The 24343-nt window shown below is 72.5% G+C and carries 20 protein-coding genes and 1 pseudogene; 8 read left to right on the forward strand and 13 right to left on the reverse strand.

Annotated elements, in window-relative coordinates:
- Nucleotides 1-19 precede the first annotated feature (19 nt).
- Nucleotides 20-1837 (reverse strand): glycoside hydrolase family 15 protein, encoded by a 1818-nt coding sequence (locus tag ABTY59_RS15430; RefSeq protein WP_352019431.1) that lies wholly within the window; start codon nt 1835-1837, stop codon nt 20-22.
- A 177-nt stretch (nt 1838-2014) separates the two neighbouring features.
- On the opposite strand from ABTY59_RS15430, the gene ABTY59_RS15435 reads away from it, so the two are divergent.
- The gene (locus ABTY59_RS15435; protein WP_352019432.1) at nt 2015-2449 is read left to right on the forward strand and encodes a protein-tyrosine phosphatase family protein; all 435 of its coding nucleotides are present in this window, start codon (nt 2015-2017) and stop codon (nt 2447-2449) included.
- 60 nt (nt 2450-2509) lie between these two features.
- Here ABTY59_RS15435 and ABTY59_RS15440 read toward each other — a convergent pair whose 3' ends face one another.
- From ABTY59_RS15440 to ABTY59_RS15460, 5 genes are all read right to left on the reverse strand, one after another.
- Complete coding sequence (locus tag ABTY59_RS15440; RefSeq protein ID WP_352019600.1) at nt 2510-3535, reverse strand: TolB-like translocation protein; 1026 nt, start codon at nt 3533-3535, stop codon at nt 2510-2512.
- A 5-nt stretch (nt 3536-3540) separates the two neighbouring features.
- Nucleotides 3541-4857: an MFS transporter gene (locus tag ABTY59_RS15445; protein WP_352019433.1), complete on the reverse strand. Its 1317-nt coding sequence runs from the start codon at nt 4855-4857 to the stop codon at nt 3541-3543.
- 1 nt (nt 4858) lies between these two features.
- Nucleotides 4859-5740 carry an alkaline phosphatase family protein gene (locus ABTY59_RS15450; protein ID WP_352019434.1) on the reverse strand — a complete coding sequence of 294 codons (882 nt, stop codon included), beginning with the start codon at nt 5738-5740 and terminating at the stop codon, nt 4859-4861.
- Nucleotides 5741-6023: 283 nt separating this feature from the next.
- Complete coding sequence (locus tag ABTY59_RS15455) at nt 6024-7301, reverse strand: extracellular solute-binding protein (protein WP_352019435.1); 1278 nt, start codon at nt 7299-7301, stop codon at nt 6024-6026.
- A gap of 222 nt (nt 7302-7523) precedes the next feature.
- A complete protein-coding gene (locus ABTY59_RS15460) occupies nt 7524-8096 on the reverse strand; it encodes a dihydrofolate reductase family protein (protein WP_352019436.1) in 573 nt (190 codons plus the stop codon).
- A gap of 290 nt (nt 8097-8386) precedes the next feature.
- Between ABTY59_RS15460 and ABTY59_RS15465 the strand changes: the two genes are divergently transcribed.
- Nucleotides 8387-10165 (forward strand): lysyl oxidase family protein, encoded by a 1779-nt coding sequence (locus ABTY59_RS15465; protein WP_352019437.1) that lies wholly within the window; start codon nt 8387-8389, stop codon nt 10163-10165.
- A 150-nt stretch (nt 10166-10315) separates the two neighbouring features.
- Here the strand turns inward: ABTY59_RS15465 and ABTY59_RS15470 are convergent, their stop codons facing one another.
- The 3 genes from ABTY59_RS15470 to ABTY59_RS15480 form a co-directional block, all read right to left on the reverse strand.
- Nucleotides 10316-11998 (reverse strand): FG-GAP-like repeat-containing protein, encoded by a 1683-nt coding sequence (locus ABTY59_RS15470; RefSeq protein ID WP_352019438.1) that lies wholly within the window; start codon nt 11996-11998, stop codon nt 10316-10318.
- Nucleotides 11999-12107: 109 nt separating this feature from the next.
- On the reverse strand, nt 12108-12566 hold the full coding sequence (locus tag ABTY59_RS15475) for a group II truncated hemoglobin (protein ID WP_352019439.1): 459 nt from the start codon (nt 12564-12566) through the stop codon (nt 12108-12110).
- A gap of 133 nt (nt 12567-12699) precedes the next feature.
- The gene (locus ABTY59_RS15480) at nt 12700-13110 is read right to left on the reverse strand and encodes an NUDIX domain-containing protein (RefSeq protein WP_352019440.1); all 411 of its coding nucleotides are present in this window, start codon (nt 13108-13110) and stop codon (nt 12700-12702) included.
- A 149-nt stretch (nt 13111-13259) separates the two neighbouring features.
- On the opposite strand from ABTY59_RS15480, the gene ABTY59_RS15485 reads away from it, so the two are divergent.
- Complete coding sequence (locus ABTY59_RS15485) at nt 13260-14204, forward strand: MerR family transcriptional regulator (RefSeq protein WP_352019441.1); 945 nt, start codon at nt 13260-13262, stop codon at nt 14202-14204.
- Nucleotides 14205-14404: 200 nt separating this feature from the next.
- Nucleotides 14405-14638 (forward strand): hypothetical protein, encoded by a 234-nt coding sequence (locus tag ABTY59_RS15490; protein ID WP_352019442.1) that lies wholly within the window; start codon nt 14405-14407, stop codon nt 14636-14638.
- Between the two features lie 97 nt (nt 14639-14735).
- On the opposite strand, the pseudogene ABTY59_RS15495 reads toward ABTY59_RS15490, so the two are convergent.
- Nucleotides 14736-14960: pseudogene (locus ABTY59_RS15495) on the reverse strand (HAD domain-containing protein); the annotation flags it as partial.
- Nucleotides 14961-15022: 62 nt separating this feature from the next.
- Between ABTY59_RS15495 and ABTY59_RS15500 the strand changes: the two are divergent.
- The gene (locus tag ABTY59_RS15500) at nt 15023-15550 is read left to right on the forward strand and encodes a DinB family protein (protein ID WP_352019443.1); all 528 of its coding nucleotides are present in this window, start codon (nt 15023-15025) and stop codon (nt 15548-15550) included.
- A gap of 11 nt (nt 15551-15561) precedes the next feature.
- Here ABTY59_RS15500 and ABTY59_RS15505 read toward each other — a convergent pair whose 3' ends face one another.
- From ABTY59_RS15505 to ABTY59_RS15515, 3 genes are all read right to left on the reverse strand, one after another.
- A complete protein-coding gene (locus ABTY59_RS15505) occupies nt 15562-16218 on the reverse strand; it encodes a maleylpyruvate isomerase N-terminal domain-containing protein (protein ID WP_352019444.1) in 657 nt (218 codons plus the stop codon).
- Between the two features lie 84 nt (nt 16219-16302).
- On the reverse strand, nt 16303-16941 hold the full coding sequence (locus tag ABTY59_RS15510) for a TetR/AcrR family transcriptional regulator (protein ID WP_352019445.1): 639 nt from the start codon (nt 16939-16941) through the stop codon (nt 16303-16305).
- Nucleotides 16938-18440, reverse strand: a complete 1503-nt coding sequence (locus ABTY59_RS15515) for an MFS transporter (RefSeq protein ID WP_352019446.1) — start codon at nt 18438-18440, stop codon at nt 16938-16940. The genes ABTY59_RS15510 and ABTY59_RS15515 overlap by 4 nt, the downstream gene beginning before the upstream one ends.
- 240 nt (nt 18441-18680) lie before the next feature.
- On the opposite strand from ABTY59_RS15515, the gene ABTY59_RS15520 reads away from it, so the two are divergent.
- The 3 genes from ABTY59_RS15520 to ABTY59_RS15530 all read left to right on the forward strand — a co-directional run bounded on the left by ABTY59_RS15520 (nt 18681) and on the right by ABTY59_RS15530 (nt 24319).
- Nucleotides 18681-20831: an FUSC family protein gene (locus tag ABTY59_RS15520; RefSeq protein WP_352019447.1), complete on the forward strand. Its 2151-nt coding sequence runs from the start codon at nt 18681-18683 to the stop codon at nt 20829-20831.
- A gap of 130 nt (nt 20832-20961) precedes the next feature.
- On the forward strand, nt 20962-22218 hold the full coding sequence (locus ABTY59_RS15525) for a PA0049 family protein (RefSeq protein WP_502995370.1): 1257 nt from the start codon (nt 20962-20964) through the stop codon (nt 22216-22218).
- Nucleotides 22219-22408: 190 nt separating this feature from the next.
- Complete coding sequence (locus ABTY59_RS15530) at nt 22409-24319, forward strand: ricin-type beta-trefoil lectin domain protein (RefSeq protein ID WP_352019448.1); 1911 nt, start codon at nt 22409-22411, stop codon at nt 24317-24319.
- Nucleotides 24320-24343: the final 24 nt, after the last annotated feature.

The raw sequence follows: 24343 nt of genomic DNA on the forward strand, positions 1-24343 counted from the left end.
GTCACCGGCCGGCCCCGCGTCAGGCGTCGAGCGCCGCGTCCAGGGCCATCGCAGCCGTGATGAGCGCCAGGTGGGTGAAGGCCTGCGGGAAGTTGCCCAGTTGCTCACCGGTCGGACCGATCTCCTCGCCGAAGAGACCGACGTGGTTGGCGTAGGTGAGCATCTTGTCGAAGGCGTACCTGGCCTGGTCGACACGGCCGGCCCGGGCCAGGGCGTCCACGTACAGGAAACTGCACAGCGAGAACGTGCCCTCGGACCCCCGCAGACCGTCGGGGGAGGCGGCCGGGTCGTAGCGGTAGACCAGGCTGTCGGAGACGAGTTCGCTGTCCATCGCGTCCAGGGTGGACAGCCAGCGCGGGTCGCGGGGCGCGATGAAACCGGAGATCGGCATCAGCAGCAGCGAGGCGTCCAGCACCTCACTGCCGTAGTGCTGCACGAAGGCCTGCCGCTCGGCCGACCAGCCGCGTTCCATCACCTGGTGCAGCACCGCGTCCCGGGCGGCGATCCAGCGCGGCAGGTCGGCGGGGCGGCTGAGTTCCGTCGCCATCCGTACGGCACGGTCGAACGCGACCCAGCACATGACCCGGCTGTACGTGAAGTCCTCGCGCCCGCCACGGGTCTCCCAGATGCCCTCGTCCGGGCGGTCCCAGTGGTCGCACAACCAGTCCACGGTGGTGGCGAAGCGCAGCCAGCCGTCATAGCCGGCGAGCCGCGCGAGGTCCCGGGCATGACCGAAGGCGAAGACGGCCTCCCCGTAGATGTCGAGCTGGAGCTGGTCGGCGGCGCCGTTGCCGGCACGGACCGGGGCCGAACCGCGCCAGCCCTCCAGATGGTCCAGCACCTCCTCGTGCAGGTGCGGGTCGCCGTCCACCCGGTACATGATCTGCAACGGCTCGCCGCTGACCGTGCCACCGGCCCCGAGCCGGGCGCCCAGCCAGCGCCGGAAGGCGTCCGCCTCCTCGATGAAGCCCAGGTCGACCATGGCGCGCACGGACAGCGAGGCGTCCCGGACCCACGTGTAGCGGTAGTCCCAGTTGCGCTCCCCGCCGACCTGCTCGGGCAGACCCATGCTCGCGGCGGCCACCGGCGCTCCGGACGGGGCGTACGTGAGCAGCTTCAGGGTGATCGCCGATCGGTTGACCTGCTGCTGCCAGCGGCCGTGGTAACGGCAGCGGCTGATCCACTCGTGCCAGAAGGAGCGGACGGAGTCGAAGGCGTGCCGCAGGCTCGCCTCGTCCTCCGGCGCGGACGGCTCGGCGTCCGGAGCGTCCACGGTGAACACGGCGGCGGCACGCTGACCGGCGCTCAGCTCCACCTCGGCGCGCACGTCGTCACCGTCACGGCGCAGCTCGACGGCACCCAGCACCTGGAGGCGCGCGGCGGCCGTGGTGCCGGTGAAGCGCGCGGTGCCGCCGTCGAGGACCAGTTCGTGCGCCTCCCTGCCGTAGTCGAACCGCGGCCGGCACTCCAGCGCGAAGCGGACCGTGCCCCGCACGACCCGCAACACCCGGACCAGGGAATGCCGGTCGGTGACCACGGCCGGGTCGTCGGCGAGCGGCATGAAGTCGGCCACCTCGCCGACCCCGTCGGGGGTGAGGAAGCGGGTCAGCAGCACCGCGCTGTCGGCCAGGTACAGCTGACGGACCGTCGTACCCGGCGTGTTCACGGTGACCGAGAAGTGACCGCCGCGCTCGCTGTCGAGCAGCCGGCCGAAGACGCTGGGCGAGTCGAAGCGCGGCGAACAGAACCAGTCCACGACACCCTCGGCGGAGACCAGCGCGCACGTCTGCAGGTCTCCGATGAGACCGTGGTCGGCGATCGGCGGGTATCGATGCATCGGCGGCGTCCTCGGGGGCTCGGTCGACGACGGAGGGTCCTCACCCGCGACCCTCCGGCGCCCGGGCCCCGCGAGCCACCGGGATTGCGCCGAACGGGGGACCCGGGCGCCCTCCCCGTCCCGCACCGGCACCGCTGGAAACCGGACATCACCCGGATGCGTCGGTACGGTGGCACGATGACCGACCCCTGGCCCATGAACACCCCCGGCGTGCTGCGCCTGCCCTCAGGACGGCTGCTGCGAGGTCGGGGGCTGCGGCGGCCCCTGCCCGAGGGGCCCGCGCCCACCTTCGCCGTCCATCTCCTCGGCCGCCGGCCGGACCCGACCCCCTGGCCGTCGGTGTGGCTCCGGTGGCCCGACTTCCGGCTGCCGGCCGACCGCGCCGAGGCCCGGGCGGTGTTCACCGAAGCCTGGGGGAGGGCGGCCGGCGAGCGGGTCGAGTTCGCCTGTGGCGGCGGACGGGGCCGTACCGGCACCGCGCTCGCCTGCCTCGCCGTGCTCGACGGCGTGCCGCCCGCCGAGGCCGTGGCCTACGTCCGTCACCACTACGACCGCCACGCCGTCGAGACCCCCTGGCAACGCCGCTACGTCCGCGCCTTCGCCCCCGCCTGAGCGACGCGCGCGTCCACGCACGCATGGCTCAGGCTGCGGCGCGGGTGAGGCGTCCGGTCGTCACTCCAGGAACGCCGGCGCCAGGGCCGCCGTCATCAGGCGCTTCGGCGCTCCCGAGCCGTCCGCCGCGACGCTGTAGAGGTCGGCGCCGTAGTCGCCCGGCAGGGAGTACGAGACCGTGTGGTCGTCGAGCCAGACGGCCTGGTCGTCCACGCTGCGGGGCTCGGCCAGCGCGGTCTCCCGCAGGGTGGCCAGGTCCAGGGCGTACTCGTGCCACGGCGCGTCGGCCGGCGCGCCCGCGACGCGCTTCTTGTAGACGATCCTGGTCTCGTCGGGCGACAGCGAGGGGCACTCGACGTTCCGGTGGACGGCGGTGACGGTGCGGGCCTCCAGGTCGCCGCGCACCAGATACGTCTGGCCGCCGGTCGCCATGGTCGCGTAGAAGTGCCGGTCGTCCCGCGAGAACGTGACCCCCCAGAAGTTGGTGTCGGCGGCCCGGTGCTCCTTGCCGTCCTTCAGCACCCGGAACTCCTCCAGGGACGGGGTGAGACGGCCCGACGCGGTGTCCAGGACGGCGGTACGGGTGGAGAAGTCCGCGCCGGCGTACGAGTCGCCACCGACGAACACCGTCCACGCCACCAGCCGGCCGGACGGCGACACCCGGGCGCGCGTCGGGATGCCGGGAAGCGGGTAGTGGGCCCGCTCCTTGAGCGTCGCGTCGAGCACGACCGCGCGGTACGCGTCGTCCACCGTGCCGCGCACGGCCTGCAGGCAGACGCCGGTGCCGCCGGCGGCGTGGAAGCGCAGGCACTTCACCCCGGAGGCGGTCCGCGGCCCGGCGGGCGACCCGGCCGACACGGTGGCCAGCTCGTCGCGGTGCGGTCCCCAGGCCATGTTGCGGAAGACGATCCGGCGGTCCGCGCCGGCCGCGAGCGAGACCTGCCCGGACCCGATCGCGGGGCCACCGGCCTGCGGGCGGTCCTTCTCGGCGGCCCGGTCGGCGGCGTGCAGCAGGGACGCGGCGGCCACGACGCCGAGCACGGCGAGCGCCGCGAGCAGGACCAGCAGTCTGCCGCGCGGGGTCAGCGGGGTCATACGGGTGTTCCCTCCGGAACGGTGGCGGAGGGCGGGGGCGTCGCCCCGCCCGGGGTCGGGTCGTCGTGGTGCGCGGGACGCAGGGCGAAGGCCACCGCCGTGCACAGCGCGAGCAGGGCCGTCGCCGCGCCGATCGCCCAGCGATCGCCCCACGTGGTCCAGGCCGCGCCGAAGGCGATCGAGCAGCCGAAGCGGGCGAGCGCCTGGCCCGTCTGGATCAACGCGAGCCCGGACGAGCGGAGTTCGGACGGGATGCGGCCGGCCGCCGCGGCCATCAGGACGCCGTCGGTCGCCGCGTAGAAGCCGCCGTGCAGCGCGAGGACCAGGAAGGGGAGCGCCGGACTCCGCCAGCCACTGAGCAGCGCCCCGTACACCACCAGCAGGGCGATGTGGCCGCCCAGGAACACCCGGCCGCGGCCGACCCGGTCGGCGAGCCGCCCGAGCGGTACGGCGAGCAGCAGGAAGGCGGCCGCGGTGCCGATCGGCAGCAGTGCGAACCAGTGGTCGGTGACTCCGAGGCGGCGCTGCAGCAGCAGGTAGACGAAGGCGTCGCTGACCGTGGCGAGCCCCAGCAGCAGGGCGCACAGGGCGAGTCGGCGCACGCCGGGGACCCGGAGGAGGCCGACCGCGGCCCTGAGCGAGGCGCGCGGCGCGCCCGCCGCGGGGGCCGCCGCCTGCCGGGGGCGTGAAGGGACGAAGAGCAGCAGGACGAGCACGCCGGCCGCGGCCACGCAGAAGCTGACCGTGAACACGGCGTCGTAGCCGTCCGCCGCCTGGCGGAGGATCAGAAAGGCGACCAGGGGGCCGATGAGGGCGCCCGCGGTGTCCATCGCGCGGTGCACGCCGAAGGCCCGGCCGCGTGACTCCTCGGGTGACGCCAGGGAGATCAGCGCGTCGCGCGGCGCGGTCCGCAGGCCCTTGCCCGTACGGTCCGCGGCCAGCACCGCGCCGATCAGCGGCAGCGAACCGGCCACCAGGAGCAGGGGCTTGCAGAGGGCGGAGAGCCCGTAGCCGAGGCCCGCCACCGTCTTGTGCCGCCCGCCCCGGTCGGCGAGGTGGCCGCCGACGAGCCGGACCAGCGCGCTGAAACCGTTGTAGACGCCGTCGAGGAGGCCGAAACCCAGCGGTGAGAGGCCGAGCCCGGCGACGAGGTACAGCGGCAGGACGGCCGTGACCATCTCGGAGGACACGTCCGTGACGAGGCTGACCGTGCCCAGCGCGAGCACGGTCGGGGCGACGGCGGCACGCCGCCCGGGACCGAGGTCCCGGGCGGCGGCCGTCGCGGGAGCGCTGCGACTGTCCGCTACGTACACGTCAGGGCGTCCAGATGCCGGTGATCGGGGCGGCGTTGGCGGCCTGGCCGGCGTGCGTGGTGCCGTGCATGTCCTCGATGGTGCGCAGCAGGTTGTAGTGGTTGTACGTGGTCGCGGACGTCGAGCCCGGGACCACCCGCTGGCCGTAGAGGACGGTCGCGATCTTGTTGCCGGCGAGCCGGTTGTCCTCGTCGAAGGTCACGACGAGCAGGCTGTTGTGGGTCTTGGCCCAGGTCGCGTACGCACCCAGGTTGTTCTTGAGCCAGGTGTCACCGGTGCCGACGGAGCAGTCGTGCATGTCGTTGCACAGGTTCGGGACCACGAAGGACACCTGCGGCAGCGTGGTGTAGTCGGTCGGGAACTGCGCGAAGGTGTACGCGGAGGAGGTGGGGACGTTCGAGAAGCCGAACCACGGGTTGTGCTTGCGCGCGTACTTGCCACTGCTGCACGTGGTCGAACCCTGGCTGGGCAGCGTCTCGTTGTAGCTCTTCCAGGTCTTGCCGGCCGCGATCAGCTCGGACGCCAGGTTCGGCGCCGAGGAGAAGCCGGGCGTGTAGCAGCTGTCGTCCGTGATGCCCTGGGTGGACCCCGAGAACATCGCGAAGTAGTTGGGCTGGCTGGGGTGGGTCTCGGCGTACGACTGCGTGAGGTTCGCGCCGCCGGCCTTCAGCGAGTTGATGTACGGGGCGCTGGAGCTGCCGATGACCTGGCTGTACGCGTGGTTCTCGAAGACGACGACGACCACGTGGTCGGGGGTGGGGACGGTCGCCGCGGCCTGGGCCTGTGACGTGCTGCCGACACCGGCCCACAGGCCGATGGACGCGGCCGCGAGGCCGAGGGTGGACAGAAGGGCGGTGCGGCGTTTTCTGGGCGCGCCGGACACGGCTACCTCCGGTTGGGGGTGAGGAGTACGGGAGTGCTGCAACCGGCAGGCTAGGAGTGAGCATGACAACTTTGAAGGCATTCCGCGTGAAGACCCGGGAAACGTCTCATGGCCCGTACACACGATCGGGCGCCCTGTTCGCGGGGCCGGTCCCCGGTCCCGGAACGCGGGCGGTGCGGTCGCCGCCCCGCGCACCTTGTGGGTGCTTCGCGAGCGACGACGGAGGCGTCCGGTCGACGCCGTGCCCGGTCTCCGCGGGTTCCGGAGCCCGTCGGCTCTGCCGCTAGTTCTGCTGCGACGCGTCCTTGGCCTGCTGGGCGATCTGCTCCAGCACGGCCTTGGGGTCGGCGGAGGGCGCGACGGCCTTGCCGATGCTGCGCTTGATGGTGTTGCTCACCTGGAGCCACGACGGCTCGTCGACCGGGTAGAGCTCGGCGACGCGCAGTGCCGTGAGGAACTGCTCGGCGCTCGGGTCCGTCGAGGCGTACTGGGAGGCCTCGGTGGCGGACACCGTCGACGGCAGCAGGTGGTAACGCCCCGCGAACTCGCTCAGGTTCTTGTCCTCGTAGACGAAGTTCAGGAACGAGCTGACCAGTTCGCGGTTGCCGTCGCGCTTGAACGCCATCATCCAGTCGGCCACGCCCGCCGCGGGCGGGGCCGACTGGGCGCCGAGCGTGTCCGACACCGGCATGCGCAGCGTCCCGACCTTCATGCCCTTCGCCTGCGCGTCGTGCAGGAGCGAGGGGTAGCCGTTGAGCATGCCGACGTCACCGCGGAGGAAGGCGGCGAAGGCGTCCTGCCGGTTCAGCTGGGCCGGCGGGATCGGGCCGGTCAGGCCCGGCACGACCAGGTTGTCCTTGATCCAGGTGAACGTCTCGGTGTTCTGCTCGGACGCGATGTTGTACCCGCCGCTCTCGTCGGTGTACCCGCCGCCGTTGCTCAGCTCCCAGATCAGCGCTTCGGCGTGCGCCTCCTCGGGCCCGAGCGGCAGGGCGTACGGGTAGAGCACGCCCTCCTTCTTCAGCGCCCTGGCAGCCGTCCTCAGGTCCGACCAGGTCTTCGGCGGCTTCGCCCCGGCCTCGTCGAAGAGTTCCTTGTTGTAGAAGAGCAGTCGGCTGCTGGCCACGAAGGGCAGGCCGTACAGATTGCCGTCGACCGAGCCCGCCGCCGCGAGCGGTCGCAGGAAGTTCGCCTCCGCCCTGACGGACATGACCTCACTCGCGGAGTAGAGGCGCCCCTGCGCGGCGAAGTCGGAGTACGCGCCCATGAGGGCCACGTCGGGGGCGTCGTCCGCCTCGACCATGCGCGTGACCTCGCGGTCGATGTCGGCCCACGGGTAGAGCGTCACCTCGATCTTCCTGCCGGGGTGCGCGGCGCTGAAGGCGGCGGTGAGCTTGTCCCAGTACGCCTTGGAGCTGCTGGCCGGGTCGGAGCCGTACTCGGGGGCCACGAGGCGCAGTGTCGTCGACTCGCCCTCGGAGGAGCCGCAGGCGGTGACGAGAGAGCCCAGCAGTCCGAATGCGGCCACGGAGACGGTCGCGCCGAAGAGTCTTGGTCGCATGGGTATTTCCTCTTGCTTTTTTGGACAGTGCGTCCGAAATCATCTCCTGGTCCGGCGCGTATTGCGCCCCCTGGCGAACGGTTGTGGGCTTAGCTCCAAGGGGGAGGATTTCGCATGGTGTCTTCCCCTATACCGGCACGCTTCTCATCGCGCGTAGAACTCTCCACCGCGTCCAAGGCGATGCCGTTGCGGCGCATTGACGACGGTCGGAGGTGTCGGGGTTCATTCCGGTCGGCGCACCACGCGGTGCCGGAGGTAGACGAACCGCGAGGAGAAGGTGCGGGTCTCGACGAGTTCGAGATCCACCCTCCGCTCGTCCCGGGGGAAGAAGGGGATGCCACCGCCGACGAGCACCGGATAGACCACGGCCCTGTACTCGTCGATCAGGTCCGACGCGGCCGCCTCCGCGGCGAGCGTCGCGCCGCCGATGGCGATCTCGCCGTCGCCCGGTTCGGCCCGCAGGCGCTCGATCTCGGCCGACACGCCGCCCGGGAGCAGACGGGCGTTGCCCCGCACCTCCGACAGCGTGGTGGAGAACACCACCTTGGGCAGCGGGTTCCAGAGGGAGACCCACTCGCGCGTCGGGGCGTCCAGCGAGGGATCGTCGTCGACGGTCTCCCAGTACAGCATCGTCTCGTACAGCCGGCGCCCGAGGAGATGGACGTCGACGCCGCGGATCTCGTCGATCCAGAAGCGGAAGACCTCGTCGTCGGGGGCCGACCAGTCGAAGCCGCCGTCGGGTCCGACGATATAGCCGTCGAGAGAAACGTTCATCGAATAGGTCACGCTGCGCATCAGTGGTCCTCCTCGGGAGCGGAGCGGAATTCGACAGTACGACCGCCAGGGCCCCGCGCGTCCGCATTCCGGCCCCGCGTCCGCCGAACGGCGCGTCCACCTTTCGCCACACAGGCGACATCCGGCCAACATCATGACGATTTCCGTCCTCCGGACAACCAGGTGCCGAGTCCCGTCCTCTCACCCCACGGGCGCATCGCCCGCCCCGTTCCGCGCGCCCCGGACGGCGGTTCCGTCCCGCCGGCCCGCGGCCCGTTTTCTTCTCACAGCATCCGGAGGACGAGGGAACGATGACCACTACGCGCACCACCCGCCTACGGCGTCCGCTGCTCGCGGGGACCACGGCCGTCGCCGCGATGGCCGTGACCGTCGGCTTCATGGCCGCCTCGCCGGAGCAGGCGAAGGCCGCGACCGGGCCGAAGCTCAGCCTCATCGCGGCGACCGGCTCGGTCACGCTCACCTCCTGGAAGGAGGACCCGGGCGTCTTCCTCGACCTCGGCACCTACCTGACCGCGGAGGGTACGCCCCTGGAGCTGAAGGTGACCCGGAAGTCCTACAAGGACCCGGTCACCCTCACGCAGACCGTGTACGAGGGCGGCAAGGCCAAGGCGAAGACGCTGCCGGCGGGCACCGTCAAGGACTTCTCCGGACTGCCCGGCTTCGCCGAGATCACCGTCACCGACGCGACGGGCAAGGTGGTGGTGAACCGGACGGAGGCGTTCTGCCCGAACAACGCCAGCGGACGGGTCCGGCCCGACGCGCCCGCCACCTCGAAATATCCGGAGAGCTGCCCCACCAACCCCTTCACCCTCGGCTCGGTGTGGGGCGTCGAGAAGGGGTGGGCCTCGAACACCTACGCCGGGTCCTACACGCAGCCGGTGAAGCTCGCGGCGGGCACGTACACGGCCAAGATCAGGATCGCCAAGAAGTACCGCGACCTCTTCGGGATCGCCGACAGGCCCGCGACCGTCAAGGTCACCGTCCAGGAACGCAGCTGGGAGGACGGCGCCGGCGCCCCCGCCCGCTCGGCCGCCGGTGAGCACGCCGGTCACGGAGCCGCCGGTGAGCACGCCGGTCACGGAACCGCGCACCAGCAGGCCCCGACGGCGCACGCCGGGCACGGCCCCGGCCACGCGCCCACCATCGCCCAGGCCGGCGCCCCGGAGACCAGCGGCGCGGGTCCCTCGTACAACGTCGGCCACGGCCCGCTGAAGGCCGCACCTCCGGCGCTGCCCTGGGCGGTGAAGCGGCAGCAGGCCGCACGCGCCGACGCGCCGGCCGCCCGTGACACGGGCGGCCGGACGGACGGCTCGCGCCAGGCGCCCGCCCTCGCGCCGCAGGCCAAGCGGCCCACCGGGACCCCCACCGTCCCGAACGTCCCGAAGCCCGACCTGCGATCGCTGCCGGCCTACGGCATCACCATCAGCGACGGCGAGCGGGACATCCCCGGCAAGGACTACCTGGCGTTCAGCGCCAACGTGTGGAACGCGGGCCCGGCCCAGCTCGTGGTGGACGGCTTCCGCTCGCCCGGCAAGGCCAAGATGGACGCGTACCAGTACTTCTACGACGCCCGCGGCAAGCAGGTCGGCTACACCCCGACCGGCACCATGGAGTGGGACCCGCGCCCCGGCCACGTGCACTGGCACTTCACCGACTTCGCCAGCTACCGGCTGCTCAAGGCCGACAAGAAGGAAGCGGTGCGCAGCGGCAAGGAGGCGTTCTGCCTGGCCAACACCGACGCCGTCGACTACACGGTGAAGAACGCCAACTGGCACCCGTACAACACCGACCTCGCCACCGCCTGCGGCCAGGAGAACTCCATCTCCGTCCGCGAGGTCCTGGACGTCGGCTCCGGCGACACCTACACCCAGGACCTGCCGGGGCAGTCCTTCGACATCACCGATGTGCCCAACGGCACCTACTACATCCAGGTGCTGGCCAACCCGGCCAAGCGTCTGAAGGAGACCAACCTCGACAACAACAGCGCCCTGCGCAAGATCGTCCTCGGCGGCACGCCGGGCCACCGGACCGTCAAGGTCCCCGCGCACGACCTCGTGAACGCGAACTGACCGCACGGCTCCCACGACAGGCGACCGAGCCGGGCCCCGCCCGACTCGGTCGCCCGGTCACTCGAAACGCCGGGTACTCGGTGACCCGGGCGCCGAAACCCGGATGAGCCCGGGCCCGTCCTCTGACGGACTCGCGGCCCGGCCTCAGGGTCAGCCGAGGGACGAGAAGTAGCCCCAGCCGCCGGTGCCGACGGTCACGGAGTTCCCCTCCGTGTCCGCGAACGGCGTTCCTCCCGGGTGGAACACGAGGTCGGCGGCCGGCGTGGTGTACCAGAGGTCGGCGAGACCGTCGCCGTTGCCGTCGCCCACGGAGACGCCCAGCACGCGGGAGCCCGTCGGCAGGCTGCCGAGGTCCGCGGGGGTGCCGAGGCCCTTCGTGACGTCGTCGTAGGCGTACTGCCTGATGCCCCCGGCGGCGTCACGGGCCCAGATCTCCGTCTTCGCGTCCCCGGTGACGTTCCCCGGCACGAGGACCTCCAGGTCCTTCCACTCGGGGAGGCCGATCCGGGCGGCGGCGTGCGGCAGCCAGCCCCCGTCCGCCGCCACACGGCCGCGGTGCAGCCACAGCCCCGTGCTGCTCCGGGCCACGAGGTCGGGGGCGCCGTCTCCGTCGACGTCACCGGCGGCGACCGGAGTGATGTGGCCCCAGCCGGTCTCGGACACCCTCATCACGACACCGTCCTCAAGGTCGCCGTTGCCCTTGTTGCGGTGGAACACCAGCTCCTCACCCTTGCGGGCCACGACGTCCTCGTCGCCGTCGCCGTCCCAGTCCCCTCGGTGGCTGACGATCGCGCCGTTCCACTCGGGCCCGCTGCCGATCACGCGGGACGAGCCGAACCTGCCCCTGCCCGCTCCCGGATACAGCCGCAGGGTGTCGTCCTTGCGCACGGCGAGCATGTCGGGGCAGAGGTCGCCGGTGAGGTCGCCCGGCACGTGCACCGCCGTCCGCTCCAGCGGCTGGGCCTCGGCCCACAGCAGCTTGTGGTCCTCGACCGGCGTCAGATCGATGTCGGCCGTCTTCGCCCGGAACCCGGTGAAGTCCCGGCTGCCGAAGAACGCGTGATCGTACTTCAGCCGGTAACCGACGGGGGCGGCGTCGGCCCAGGCGGTCGGGCTGTTCCTGGCCGCGTCGGCCTCGGTGAACGGCCCGGTCGCGCACAGTCCGATCCGTACGGGCCCCAGCGCGGAGTGCGTCGGCACGGCGTTGAAGTCACCGGTGACCAGCGCGGGCGCGCCCGCCGCCCAGCGCTCCATGTGGTCGAGCATCACCGGGGTCCCGTTGCCGGGGAGGGCGGTGGCCAGATGCGTTCCGCACGCGAGCGTGGTGCGGCCGCCGAGCGGACCCTTCGCGCAGACCACCCAGCGCTGGAGCCGTACGTCGGTCTCGCCCGGGTTCACCAGGGCCTGGTACGTGCTGAAGTCCGCCGCCGCCCCCTTCACGAACAGCGCCTGGCCGAAGCTCGACGACGTGCCGCCCCACCGCGCGCATCTGGCGGGCACCTGCTGGCCCTCCCGCACCGAGGTGTAGCCGACCAGCAGCTTCTTCAGCGCCTCGTACTGACCCGTGCACAGCTCCTGCAGGGCGATGACGTCGGCGGGCCCGACGGCGTTCATCCGCTCCAGGAACTGCGCCGCCCACTCGTCGGCCGTGGCCACGGTGTTCTGGCAGGTGGACGCACCACAGGCGTTGTACGAGACGGTACGCACCGGCTGCGGGCCGGCTTCGGACGCGGCCACGGGCTGCTGCGAGCCCCCGACCAGGGAGCCGGCCAGAACGGCCAGTCCGAGGATCCACCGGCCTATGGCCGTGCGGAAGCGTGCTCTGTGACTCAAGGGATGCCCCACTTCACGATCGGAGATCATCAAACCGAGGCATCCTAGGGCCGAACCGAACCGCGGAGCGATCTCGTCGGGGCTCACCCCTGCCGGTGCCGGTACGGGTTCAGGCGAGACCGTCCCAGCCCCAGCGCGGCGTGGGCCCGGGGTCGCCGAGGTCCGTCCCCGGTGCCGAGGCCGAGACGTCCTCGGCGATCCGGGTGCCCCAGTCGAAGTACTCGACCACCCGGCGGCGCAGCAGCTCGTCGTCCGGCAGCTCCTTCTCCACCGCCGCCGTCATCAGCTCCATCCAGCGCAGCCGCTGCTCCTCCGTGATGCCGAGCCCGAGATGGGCCCGGAGGAGGGCTTGGTGTCCGCCGTGCTCCGCTGTGAACGCGGCCGGTCCCGAGAACACCTCGGCCAGCCACACGGCCACGTGCTCCACATGGGTGGCGGTGAAGTCCGCGAAGACGGGCGCGAGCAGGGGATCGGCCAGGACGGCCTCGTAGAACGTCTCGGAGAGCCGCCGCAGCGCGTCGGCGCCTCCCACGGCCTCGTACAGGGTGTTCGTGTGCTCGCCGCTCATGGAGGGCCTCCGCGATCCGGGATGGGTGCCCCAGCCTTCCCCCAACGGGACGCGAATCCAAGGATGTTCGCTCTGGGCGGTGCGCCGGACCGGTGACCGGCCGACGGAAGTGGCGATGCTCCGGCGGCAGCGCTCAGGACAGGCCGTCCCTCATGCGCAGGGCGTCGGCGGCGGCCGGTGACAACAAGGTGGCGTCCCGCAGGTCGGCGAGGGGAATCCACGCGGCCCCGTCGGTGGAGCCGTCCGTCTCCGTGACCGCCGGCGAGCCGTCCCGGAGGGCGACGGAGTAGAACAGCGCGGTGAGGCTCCAGTCGACGCCGTTCCGTCGTGCCGCGTAGGTGCGCGCGTCGAGCAGCCGGGCCTGAGCGAGCTCGCGCCCGGTCTCCTCCAGGAGCTCACGGGCGAGGGCCTCCACGGGCTGCTCGCCCGGGTCGATCCCCCCACCCGGAAGGTGCCAGAGTCCCGGAGCGAAGACGGGCGAGGCGTCCGACAGCCGTACCGACAGCAGCCGGTCACCCTCCACCACGATGGCGTACACCGACACACGCGTCCGCACCTGACCACCCACGCTGCCCCCTTCCCCGAACTCCTCGACCACCGGGCCGGGCAACCCGGTCCGGCGATGATATGCGGGCGCTGACCGGTGGAGGCGAGGCTTGACTCTCCGGTAAGGGGAGACGTGAGGGTGGGGGCATGAACGGCGAGACGCTCTACTCGATCGGTGATCTGGCGCGGCGGACGGGTCTGACGGTGAAGACCATCCGCTTCTACGCGGACACGGGGATCGTGCCGGCGACCGACCGCACCCCCGCCGGATACCGACGGTACGGTGCCGAGGCCCTCGCGCGCCTCGCGCTGGTGCGCACCCTGCGCGGGTTGGGCATCGACCTGGCCACGATCCGCACGGTCGTGGACCGGGAGGTCTCGCTGACGGACGTCGCGGCGACGCACGCCGAGGCACTGGACGTGCAGATCCGCGTCCTGCGGCAGCGCCGCGCAGTGCTGGCGGCGGTGGTCCGGCGCGGCTCGACTCCCGAGGAGATGGACCTCATGCACACACTGGCACGTCTGTCGGAAGCCGAAAGGACACGCCTGATCGACGACTTCCTCGACGCCGTGTTCGACGGCCTGCGGGAGCACCCCGTAGTCGCGGGGGTCACCCGCTCGCTGACACCCGAACTGCCCGACGACCCCGAGCCCGAGCAGATCGAGGCGTGGGTGGAGCTGGCCGATCTGACCCAGGACCGGGACTTCCGCGCCACCTTGCACGGCATGGCCGAGGACCTGGTGGCCGGCAGGGCCCCTGACGACGCGACGGGCCCGCCCCGGAGCCTCGTCGAAGCCGTCCGGGCCAGGGTCACACCGGCGCTCGGGGCCGGTGTCGCGCCCGACGCGGCCGAAGCGGACCCGATCGTCGCCTCGCTGGTGGACCACTGCGCCAGGATCCTGGGCCACTCCGCCGCACACGGCACCTCTGACCTCCACCGCTGCCTCGCCGACCGGCTGGCGCGGCTGAACGATCCGCGCCGCGACCGGTACCTGTCCCTGCTGGCCGTCGTCAACGGCTGGCCCGCCCCCAGCAGCCTGGCACCCGAACTCGCCTGGTCCGTCGAGGCACTCCGCACCCGGATGCCGTGAGCGCCTTCCGCAGGCCCTTCTTTTCCTGACGAAGAGAATTCCCAAGGGGCGCCTGAAAAGCATCGTTTCTGCTCTCACGCGGCATCAAAAACCCCTGTCCGGCATTGGAGTGAGATGTCGTGTCTCGTGGCCCTTGTGCGGTGTTTGACCGCGCGACAGGCAATTTCTGCCGCGTCATTCGGACACCTTGAGGAGTGGTTATGCGTTCTCTGGCCGCGTCTGTTCTGGCCGTGGGCATTCTGCTGGGCGGCGCCGGTGCCGCGCTCGCGCACGACGGCGTCGGAATCGGGAGCTTCGACGAGGGCGGCGCAGGCTTCAGCTCGCACTGCTCGGTGAGCGGCGTTCCGGCCGTGTACGGCACGATCTTCACCGCCTCGTGTTCGGAGAAGGGCTGGGAAGAGGGCGCGGAGGGCGCCTTCCTCGGCGCCCACTGATCTGCGGCACAGACCCCGCGTGTCCCGTGCCCGCGCACGGGACACGCGCCCGGCCCGCCCTCGACCCCGAGGGCGGGCCGGCTTGCTGCGCGCCGGACTACTGCCGCCGCAACCACGTGCCGAGAGCCTCGAAATCGTCGTCGTTCAGGCCACGTCGGGCCTGGACGCGGTGGAGCAGCGCGGGCCCCGGATGACGAGCGGCGACCCAGGTCCTGTCCACGTCCGTGAGCTCGTCGTCGACCCACACGAAGGGCCTCCCGGCCGCCCATGCGACGAGGGGGCGCGTCTTCCAGTGCAGTCCGTCGCGCTCGTCCCGCGCGTCGGCAGCGGACGGCTTCCGGAGCCCGCTTGAAGGCTTCCGTAGGGTCCGGCAGGTTGAGGGGTATGACATGGACCGCGCCGAGCGTCGAGCGCACGCAGCAGTTGCGTGATCTGGGAGCCGTGACCGAGCGTCGGATGCTGGAGGGGTGGCTGGGCCGGCATCGGGAGACGCTGCTCGCCAAGTGTGCCGGGCTGGCGCCGGCCGCGCTGGCCAGGGCGACGGTGGAGCCCTCGGGGCTCAGCCTGCTCGGCCTGGTGCGGCACATGGCCGAGGTCGAACGGTGGTGGTTCCGGCGGTGTGTCGCGGGTGAGGCGGTCGCAGAGGTCTTCACCGGCCCGGGTGAGGGTGACGAGGGGATGGCCGGGGTCGACGAGGCCCACGCGGAGCGGGACTTCGCACGGTTCCGTACCGAGGTCGAGGCCTGTGACGCGGCGGCGCACGGGCGGGACCTCGACGAGACCTTCCTTTCCCCCCGCGGCGTTCCGCTCAGCCTGCGCTGGGTCTACGTGCTGATGATCCAGGAGTACGCCCGCCACAACGGTCACGCCGACTTCCTGCGGGAGCGGACCGATGGCGTGACCGGGGACTGAGCCGGCCCCGCTCAGGCGAGTACGAGCGGAAACCTCACGCCCGTTCCGGCCAGCGCCGCCCGTTCCGCCGGGGTCGGCACGCGGCGGCCGGTTCCCACCAGGAGCGCGTCCGTGTCGGACAGCTCGGCCGGGAACGGCACGCCGGCGATCCGTTCCAGGAGTCCACGCGCCGCCGCCAGGCCCTCCGCGGGCGGTCGTGGCGCCCCCGGCACCCGTGCCACGAGGTCCAGATGGTGCAGGGTCCATTCCAGGACGTACGCGGAGAGGTAGTCGCCGACCGTCAGCACCTCGCCGCGCGTTCCGACGGCGCGGCCGGTGTCGGCGAGCGCGGCGGCGCGGCCGGCGGCGGAGCCGACGTCGTCGAGGTGGAACTTCAACAGTCCCGGGTCCCCGTACGCGGCGGCGAGCCGTACGGTCAGCGCGTCGAGCGGGTCGTCACCCGTCGGCGGCGCGTCGGCCACCTCCCAGTAGGTCGCCGCGTCGCGCGTCGGCGGCGTGTCGGCCGGTGTCGCGAGGGTGATCAGGACGTCCTGGGCGTCGATGACGAGATGGCACGCCAGGTCGCGTACGAGCCAGCCGGCGCAGCCCGAGGGCCGGGCGAAGTCCTCGTCGGCGAGACCGGCGACGGCCTCGCGCAGGGCGGTCCACGAGCGGGAGAAGTCGTCCACGCCCGCAAGCTACCAACGGCGGGCCACCGAGACGAACGTTCCGGCCGGCCGATCGGGGCTCCGGCACGCCGGCCGTGCCGCCGTTCAGCTCCCGTCGACGAGGTGCTGGATGCCGGGGCCGTAGAGGTCCGCGAGCCGTTCGGGCGTGGCGTGGGCCGTGGCACCGTCCGGGCGGTGGAGGCTCAGGGTGGCGCCCAGGCCCAGGAGCTGGCCGGCGACGAGTTCGGCGCGGAGCCGCGCGTCGGCCCCCGTGAGAAGGCCGGTGAGGTGGTCGGTGACCTGCTCGCGGAAGCGTGCGCGCAGCAGCGTGCGCTCGTCCTCGATGCCGAGCGAGAACACCACGCGCAGCAGCGGATCGCCCCGGAGCCGGTCCCGGAGGTCGACCATGGTCAGGACGAGGTGCCGGCCGAGCCCGGGGAGCGGAGCGCCGAACAGCTCGTCCGCGGCCGGGCGGAAGTCGACGACGGTGTTGAAGAGGGCTTCCTTGGTGCCGAAGCGTTTGACGATCAAGGACGGGCTCACCCCGGCCGCCGCGGCGATGCCGCGCATCGTGACCTCGGCGTACGGCTTGAGCGTGAACGCCCGCCGTGCGGCGCGGATGATCGCTTCGCGGCCGGTCTCCGGGCCGTCCTCCCCGCCTCCCGAAGGGGACCCGGTTCCCGGAAGCGGACCTGCTCCCAGGGGGGAGTCCGAGGCGGCGGTCGGTTCGTCGGCGGTGCTCATGCGGTCCCTCGGGCGGCGCTGGTGGGCGGTGACACCGTGACCGTACCGCCCGGCTGCTCACCGCCACGCGGAGCGCCCCCGCCCGGCCGGTCGGGCGGCAGGAGCAGGGTGGCGACGAGGGCGGCGAGCGCCGCCCCGGCGGCGATCAGGAAGATCAGCAGGTAGGCGTGGAGCGTCGGCGCGGTGCGACCGTCCGCCACGAACGTCACACGCGCGAGGACGGCCGTGACCACGGCGCTGCACCCGGCCTGGCCGACGGAGCGCATCAGGGTGTTGAGCCCGTTGGCCGACGCGGTCTCGCTCACCGGGACGGCCCGGATGACGAGTACGGGCAGCGCGGAGTACGCGATGGCGGTGCCGCAGGCGACCACGGTGGCGCCGGCGACGATGAGCCACAGGCTGTGGCTGGTGAAGAAGCGGACCACGTAGCCCGCGGTCATGACGACCGCCGCGAGGGCGAGCGCGGTGCGGGGCCCGTAGGTGGCGGAGATCCGCGCCGAGACGGGGGACAGGGCCACCATCGCGAGGCCGCCGGGCAGCAGGGCGAGTCCGCTGACGACGATGGACGCGCCGAGACCGTAACCGGTGCTCGTGGGCTCCTGGACGAGCTGGGCGGTGACCAGCGAGTTGGCGTAGAAGGAGAAGCCGATGAGCAGGGCCGCGACGTTGGTGAGCAGGACGGCGGGCCGGGCGGACACCCTCAGGTCCATGATCGGGGACGGGGTGCGCAGCTCGTACCGGCCCCAGAGCAGTCCCACGGCCACCGAGGCGCCGAGCAGGCCGAGCGTCAGCGGTGAGGTCCAGCCCCACCCGGAGCCCTGGGTGATCGCAAGCAGCAGACCGACCAGCACGGCGGCGAGGCCCAGCGTCCCCGGCACGTCGAAGCGCCCCCGGGAGCGGACGCCGGACTCCGGCACGATCGACAGCACGAGCAGGAGGTCGAGCAGGCCGAGCGCGGCCGACGCCCAGAACATGGTGTGCCAGTCGAAGTTCTCCGTCACGACGGCGGCCAGGGGCAGTCCGATCGCCGCGCCGATGCCGAGGGTGGAGCTCATCAGCGCGATCGACGGCACCACGCGCTCGGCGGGGAGTTCGTCGCGGATGATGCTGATGCCGAGCGGGATCACCGCGAGAGCCGTGCCCTGGAGGGCCCGGCCCGTGATCAGTACGCCGATGTCGGAGCTGACCGCGCAGAGCACGGAGCCCAGGGTGAGGACCGCGAGCGACGCCAGGAGGACCCGCCGCTTGCCGTACAGGTCGCCGACCCGTCCGAGCACCGGGGTGAAGACCGCGCCGGTGAGGAGGGTGACGGTCACGAGCCACCCCGCGGCGCCCGCGCTCGCCCCGGTCAGCTCGGGTATGTGCGGCAGGAGCGGTACGACGAGGGTCTGCATGACGGCGACGACCATGCCGCAGAAGGCGAGGACCGGGACGACGAGCCGGGAGCGGACGTGTCCGGACGGCGACGCGGACGAGGAGGGCGGTACGGCGGAGGTCATCGTGCTCCAGAGGCGGTGCGAGAACCGGGAGTGCGAGGGGTGCACACGTGTTCACCCCTACGGTAAACAAGCGTGCACCCCCTGCCAAGGCCGGGGTCCCGGCGTCGGCACCGCACGGCCTCCACCTCGGCCACCTCGCCTCACCGAGCCGCCCCGTCATAGGTCCGCAGACCGGAACGTGCCCGTCCGTCCTCCCCGGCCCGTCGTGCCGGGTGCTCCGGCGCGGGTGATGCTGGGGGCATGGGTGGCGCGTTCCCGAGACGGCCGTCGCCCGCCTACCGGGCGGCGGCGCGCGGCGCCCTGCGCACCACGACCACCGCCGCGGCCGGGTTCTACGTGCTCCTCTACGGTTTCGACTCGGCGGTCGGCGCGACCTACGCGCTGTTCGGCGCGATCGCCATGGCCGGTCTGTCACGGCTCCCCGGCTCCGGACGCCAGCGGGCCACGCTGCTGCTGGGCGTGCTGCCGGTGTGCTGGGTGCTGATCACGCTCGGTACGTACCTGTCCGTGCGGACGTGGAGCGCCGTGCTCGGGATGCTCGTCGTCGGCTTCGCGCTGGCCTTCATGGCCGTCGGAGGCCCACGCTTCGCGGGCGCGGCCACGGGCCTGCAGCTGATGTACATCCTGCCGTCGTTCCCGCCCTACGACCCCGGTTCGCTGGGCGAACGCCTCGTGGGCGCGACCTTCGGCCTCGTCCTGCTGATCATCGCGGAAGTGACCCTGCTGCCCGAGCCGGGGGCGCTGCCCTACCGCGAGACGGCGGCCAGGGCCGCCGACGGAGCGGCGCGCTGTGCGGACCGGCTGGGCTCCGCGCCGTACACGCTGCCGGAGGACATGCTGCGGACCGCCCGGACCCTGAGCACGGGGCTGCGTTCGTCCCGGGTTCCGGAGGCGGAACGCCCGGCCGGAGCGAGCGTGAGGCAGCGGGCGCTGGCCCACACGGGCCTGGCGACGCGCACCCTGCTCGGCAGGCTGACGGCGCTGCCCCCGCCACCCCCGCCGCCGGCTGCCGTGGCCCCGGACCCCTTGCGGGCGGTCGCCGATACGGCGCGGGAGGCCGCGGCCCGGCTACGGGGTGAGGACCCGGACGGCCGGGCCCACGCCCGGCTCCGGGACATCCGGCACGCCCTGACGGCGGCCGCGGGCGACACCCCCGCCGCGCTGCGCCGCAACGCGGCGCTCCTGGAGGTGACGGACGCGGCCCTCGCGATGTCCACGGCGGCGGACATCGCCGTACGGGGCCGCGGGGCCGACGCACCGGCACCGGGCCGGTTCTGGTACGCGCGGAAACGGGCGCCGCAACTGTGGTGGCGACGTCTGTCGGGCCACGCCGGCGGCCGGTCCGTGTTCTTCCAGAACGCGGTACGGATCAGTCTGGCCCTGGCGGCGGCCCGGCTGATCGCGGGCATCGACACGCTCCCGCACGGCTTCTGGGTGCTGCTGGCCACCCTGACCCTGACGCGCACGACGGTACGGGAGACCAGGGCGACGGAACGGAAGGCGCTGACCGGCACGCTCGTCGGCGCGCTGGTCGCCGCGGCGTCGCTGGCGCTGGTCGGTACCGACATCGAGGTGTACGCGGTGGCCCTGCCGCCGCTGATGCTCGTCACCTTCACGCTCGGGCCGGTGAAGGGCGTCGGATGGGCGCAGGCGCTGTTCACCATGGTGGTCGCCCTGGTCTTCGCGCAGCTGGCGCCGGTCACCTGGCAGCTCGCCGAGTTCCGGCTGCTCGACGTGCTGACCGGCAGCGCGATCGGTGCGGTGTTCGGACTGCTGGCCTGGCCGAGGGGCGCCCAGGACGAGTTGCGGCGGTCGGTCGCCGTGCTGCTGCGGATCGCCGCGGAGATCGTGGTGGCCACGACGGCGCAGATGGTGGCGGGCGGGCGGCGCGTGCCGGTGGCCACCGCGCCCGGGCACCGGTCGCTGCAGCACGCCCTGGTCATGGCGGAGTCGGCGTACGCCCAGTACCAGAGCGAACCCAAGGGGCCCGTGCCGTCGCCGGGCGGGCAGGACTGGCAGGCCGCGCTGATCGCCGGACACCACACGCTGTGGGGCGCCGACCGCCTCCTGGTGCCGCCGGAGCCGACGGTGGCGCCGCCGCTCGGGACGCCCGCCGCGGAGTCCGTGATCCGCGCGGGCGACCGGGTCGCGGCGGGCATGCTGCTGACGTCCGCCCGGATGGACCCCACGGGGGACACGGCCGAATCGCCGACAGGGCTCCAGGGGCCGGTGGTTCCCGCCGCCGTCGCCGAGGACCCGCCCGACGCACCGCGCGCCTACTACGCGACGGTGTCCTGGCTGGCCTCGCTGACGAGGGACCTGGTGCGGCTCACGGGCGACGCCGACGCGAAGGCCGCCCCGGACACCGGCGGCTCCCGGCCAAGCCCGTAGGGAACGCCCGACAAGGCCGGTGCGGCGCCGTAGCCTGAGCTCCTTTGCGAAGCTCCGTCTCCCACGGATGACGGATGACCGATCACCGATCACCGATGACGGAACAGCCTGTTCGTACGAAAGGACTCCGGTGACCTCGATACGCAGCGCGCTCGCCCTCCCCCTCGCCGCCGCCTTCCTGACCCTCGCACCCCCGCCCGCCCCCGCGGCCGGTACGGCCCCGGCGTCCGTGGAGGAGGCCCGGCTCGACCGGGCCGCGCCTCAGGAGATCCTGAGGCGCGGCGGACTGGCCTCCCTGGCGCCGGAGTTCGGCGACGCCCTCGCGGACGCCCGCTCGTTCGCCACGGCCGAGCGGACGGTCGTCCGCTACGGGTCGGGCCTCTGGCGGCGAGCGGTGGACCGGGCCCAGGGCAGGGGAGCGGCGGGAGGGGACCTCTCTCGGGACGACGACCGGCCGCTGTACTGGGCGCGACTCGCGCTCACCCGGGAACTGCGCTCCTGGCGCCCGGGATTCACGGTCTCGGAGGAAGGGCGCACGCGGCTGCTGGACGACCTGGAGCGCTCCTCGCGGGGCCAGGACTCGATCCGCTACCCGGCCGGCAAGGGGGTGAAGCGGATCCTGCTGACCGGCTTCGACCCCTTCACGCTCGACCGGGACACCCGCATCAGCAACCCCTCGGGGGCCTCGGCGCTCGCGCTGGACGGCACCTGGCTGCGTACCGCCGACGGCTCCCTCGCGCGGATCGAGACGGCCGTGTTCCCCGTCCGCTGGCAGGACTTCGCCGACGGTACGGTCGAGCGCACCCTGCGTCCGCACCTGCCGCGGGTGGACCTGTTCACCACCGTGAGCCAGGGCCGGCCGGGCCGGTTCGACATCGAGCGGACCAACGGCGCGTGGCGCGGCGGCTTCCCCGACAACGAGAACCTGTCCCGTACGGAGGCCGTGCCCGTCGCCGATCCGGCGACACGGCCCCAGTGGACGTCGACGACCCTTCCGTACGAGGCGATCACCGCGGCGTCGACGGGCCGCTTCCCGGTCTACGACAACACCTCGGTGACCGAGGTGCCGCTCGGGTCCGACGTCCCCGTGGTCCGCCCCGACGGCCCGACGCCCGGCTCCGCGGCCCGGGCGGGCGGCGGCGGGAACTACCTCTCCAACGAGATCGCCTACCGGGCCACCCTGCTGCGCGACCGCCTCGGCCTGACCCGGCTGCCCGGGGGCCATGTGCACACGCCGGTCCTGGAATTCGGCCCCGGCAACACCGATCCGGCGACGGGAACGGTCAGCGACCCCGACTTCGTACGGAACCGGCTCGCCATCATCGCCCAAGTCCGAGCGATCGTCTCCGTGGCCGCCTCCGCCGCCGACCACGGCGGCCGCCGCTGAGACGGGAGGAACCTGGAACGTGCAGCGCCCATACGGGAGTTGAATGCGCGAGGGGTTGACGGGGGACTGGAGTCTCCATAACTTCACACCTTGATAAAAGCCTTGCCGTCTTGCGGTGCCCGCACCGGTCCGCTGTCGGACCGTCCGTCGGCGTGCCGTGAGCGTCCCCCACCGAAAGGCATGTCAGGTGATGAGCAGTTCCTGGTCGTACCGGCGGCGGCGCGGGTCGTCGCGTCCCCGTCGGCTCGCCGCCCTCGTGTCCGGTGTCCTGCTCGCGAGCGGACTGGTCGTGACCGGGCCCGGTGTCGCGCAGGCCGCCGGTGAGCGGGTCGACGTCTGGCTGACGACGACCTCCGACGCCGGCGGCCGTACCGTGACGCGCGGGCTCGCCCCGCAGGCGCCGGTCGCCTTCGGCCCCGCCGGCGGCAGCGCGGGTCACACCGTCGCCGTGGACGAATCCGTCACCTACCAGCAGTTCGAGGGCGGTGGGGCCTCCCTCACCGACACCACCGCCCACCTCCTGCGCGGCGGCGCGGTCAGCGCCGCCACCCGCGACGAGGTCATGCGCAAGCTGTTCTCGCCGTCCGAGGGGATCGGCCTCTCCTTCGTCCGCAACCCGATCGGCGCCTCCGACCTCTCCCGTCCCGGCAACGTCTCCCTCGACGACACCTGCTGCGACCTCACCGACTTCGGCTCCAACGGCTACGACACGAACGTGCGGCTGCTGACGGTCCAGGCCAAGCAGCTCAACCCGGCCCTGCGCGTGAAGGGCGTGCCGTGGAGCGCCCCGGGATGGATGAAGGACAACGGCCGGATGGACCAGATGGGCTGGCTGAAGTGGGAGTACTACCCGCTTTACGCCCAGTACCTCGTCAAGTACGTCCAGAGCTACCAGGCGGCCGGCGTCAAGGTCGACTACCTCTCCGTCCAGAACGAGCCGAACTGCTGCCAGGCCGGCAACCCCACCGCCATGAACTACCCGGGCATGAGCTGGAACCCCTCCGGCCTGGTCGAGTTCACCAAGAACCACGTCTACCCGGCCTTCCGGGCCGCCGGCATCACCACCAAGGTCCTCGTGCACGACTGGAACTACGGCGACTACGCGAACTTCGGCGCGGCCGTCCTCGCCGACAGCGGCGTACGGAACGACCCCCTCTTCGGCGGCATCGCCTGGCACGGCTACGCCGGAGACCCCGCCGTCGGCAGCCAGGTCCACGACCAGTACCCGTCCGTACGGCAGTTCAGCACCGAGCACTCCGGCGGCACCTGGATCACGAACCAGCACAACGAGGACCTGAAGGACATCGTCTCCTACGCCCGGAACTGGAGCAGCAGCCTGGTGAAGTGGAGCCTGGCGCTCAACCAGGACATGGGCCCGCACAACGGAGGCTGCGGCACCTGCACCGGTCTGATCACCGTCCAGGAGGGCGGCGCCCGCGCCGGACAGGTCGACTACACCGTCGAGTACTACACGACCGGCCACCTCACGAAGTTCGTCCGGCCCGGCGCGTACCGGATCGCCTCCACCGACGACCCCACCCTCCCGAACGTGGCCTGGCGCAACCCCGACGGCTCGAAGGCACTCATCGCCCACAACGGCGGCACCTCCGCGCAGTCCCTCCGCGTCGACTGGGGCGGCCAGTCCTTCACGTACAGCCTGCCCGCCCGGACCACCGCCACCTTCACCTGGTCCGGTACCAGCACCGGAGCGCCGGCCGGACCGCTCACCGGACTGGCCGGGAAGTGCCTCGACGTGGCCGGAGGCGCCACCGCCGACGGCACGCCCGTCCAGCTCTACACCTGCAACGGAACCGCCGCCCAGCGCTGGACGCTCGCCGCCGACGGCACCGTCCGGGCCCTCGGCAAGTGCCTCGACGTCACCGGGGCCGGCACCGCCGACGGCACCAAGGTGCAGCTCTACGCCTGCAACGGGACCGGCGCACAACGCTGGTCGTACGACCCCACGACGCACGACGTCGTGAACACCGCCGCCGGCAAGTGCCTCGACGTGACGGGCAACTCCTCGGCCGACGGCACCCGCACCCAGATCTGGACCTGCACGGGCGCCGCCAACCAGAAGTGGACCCACCAGCCCTCCTGACCGGACCCAGCGCCCCGCACCGCC

This window comes from Streptomyces sp. NPDC096079, from assembly GCF_040303145.1.
Classification (GTDB): Bacteria; Actinomycetota; Actinomycetes; order Streptomycetales; family Streptomycetaceae; genus Streptomyces.

What these genes read in the sequence shown, in the direction of transcription:
- ABTY59_RS15430 (WP_352019431.1), bottom strand. Translation starts at nt 1,837, where the DNA reads ATGCATCGATACCCGCCGATCGCCGACCACGGTCTCATCGGAGACCTG.
- ABTY59_RS15435 (WP_352019432.1), top strand. Translation starts at nt 2,015, where the DNA reads ATGACCGACCCCTGGCCCATGAACACCCCCGGCGTGCTGCGCCTGCCC.
- ABTY59_RS15455 (WP_352019435.1), bottom strand. Translation starts at nt 7,301, where the DNA reads ATGCGACCAAGACTCTTCGGCGCGACCGTCTCCGTGGCCGCATTCGGA.
- ABTY59_RS15460 (WP_352019436.1), bottom strand. Translation starts at nt 8,096, where the DNA reads ATGCGCAGCGTGACCTATTCGATGAACGTTTCTCTCGACGGCTATATC.
- ABTY59_RS15465 (WP_352019437.1), top strand. Translation starts at nt 8,387, where the DNA reads ATGACCACTACGCGCACCACCCGCCTACGGCGTCCGCTGCTCGCGGGG.
- ABTY59_RS15475 (WP_352019439.1), bottom strand. Translation starts at nt 12,566, where the DNA reads ATGAGCGGCGAGCACACGAACACCCTGTACGAGGCCGTGGGAGGCGCC.
- ABTY59_RS15485 (WP_352019441.1), top strand. Translation starts at nt 13,260, where the DNA reads ATGAACGGCGAGACGCTCTACTCGATCGGTGATCTGGCGCGGCGGACG.
- ABTY59_RS15490 (WP_352019442.1), top strand. Translation starts at nt 14,405, where the DNA reads ATGCGTTCTCTGGCCGCGTCTGTTCTGGCCGTGGGCATTCTGCTGGGC.
- ABTY59_RS15500 (WP_352019443.1), top strand. Translation starts at nt 15,023, where the DNA reads ATGACATGGACCGCGCCGAGCGTCGAGCGCACGCAGCAGTTGCGTGAT.
- ABTY59_RS15510 (WP_352019445.1), bottom strand. Translation starts at nt 16,941, where the DNA reads ATGAGCACCGCCGACGAACCGACCGCCGCCTCGGACTCCCCCCTGGGA.
- ABTY59_RS15515 (WP_352019446.1), bottom strand. Translation starts at nt 18,440, where the DNA reads ATGACCTCCGCCGTACCGCCCTCCTCGTCCGCGTCGCCGTCCGGACAC.
- ABTY59_RS15520 (WP_352019447.1), top strand. Translation starts at nt 18,681, where the DNA reads ATGGGTGGCGCGTTCCCGAGACGGCCGTCGCCCGCCTACCGGGCGGCG.
- ABTY59_RS15530 (WP_352019448.1), top strand. Translation starts at nt 22,409, where the DNA reads ATGAGCAGTTCCTGGTCGTACCGGCGGCGGCGCGGGTCGTCGCGTCCC.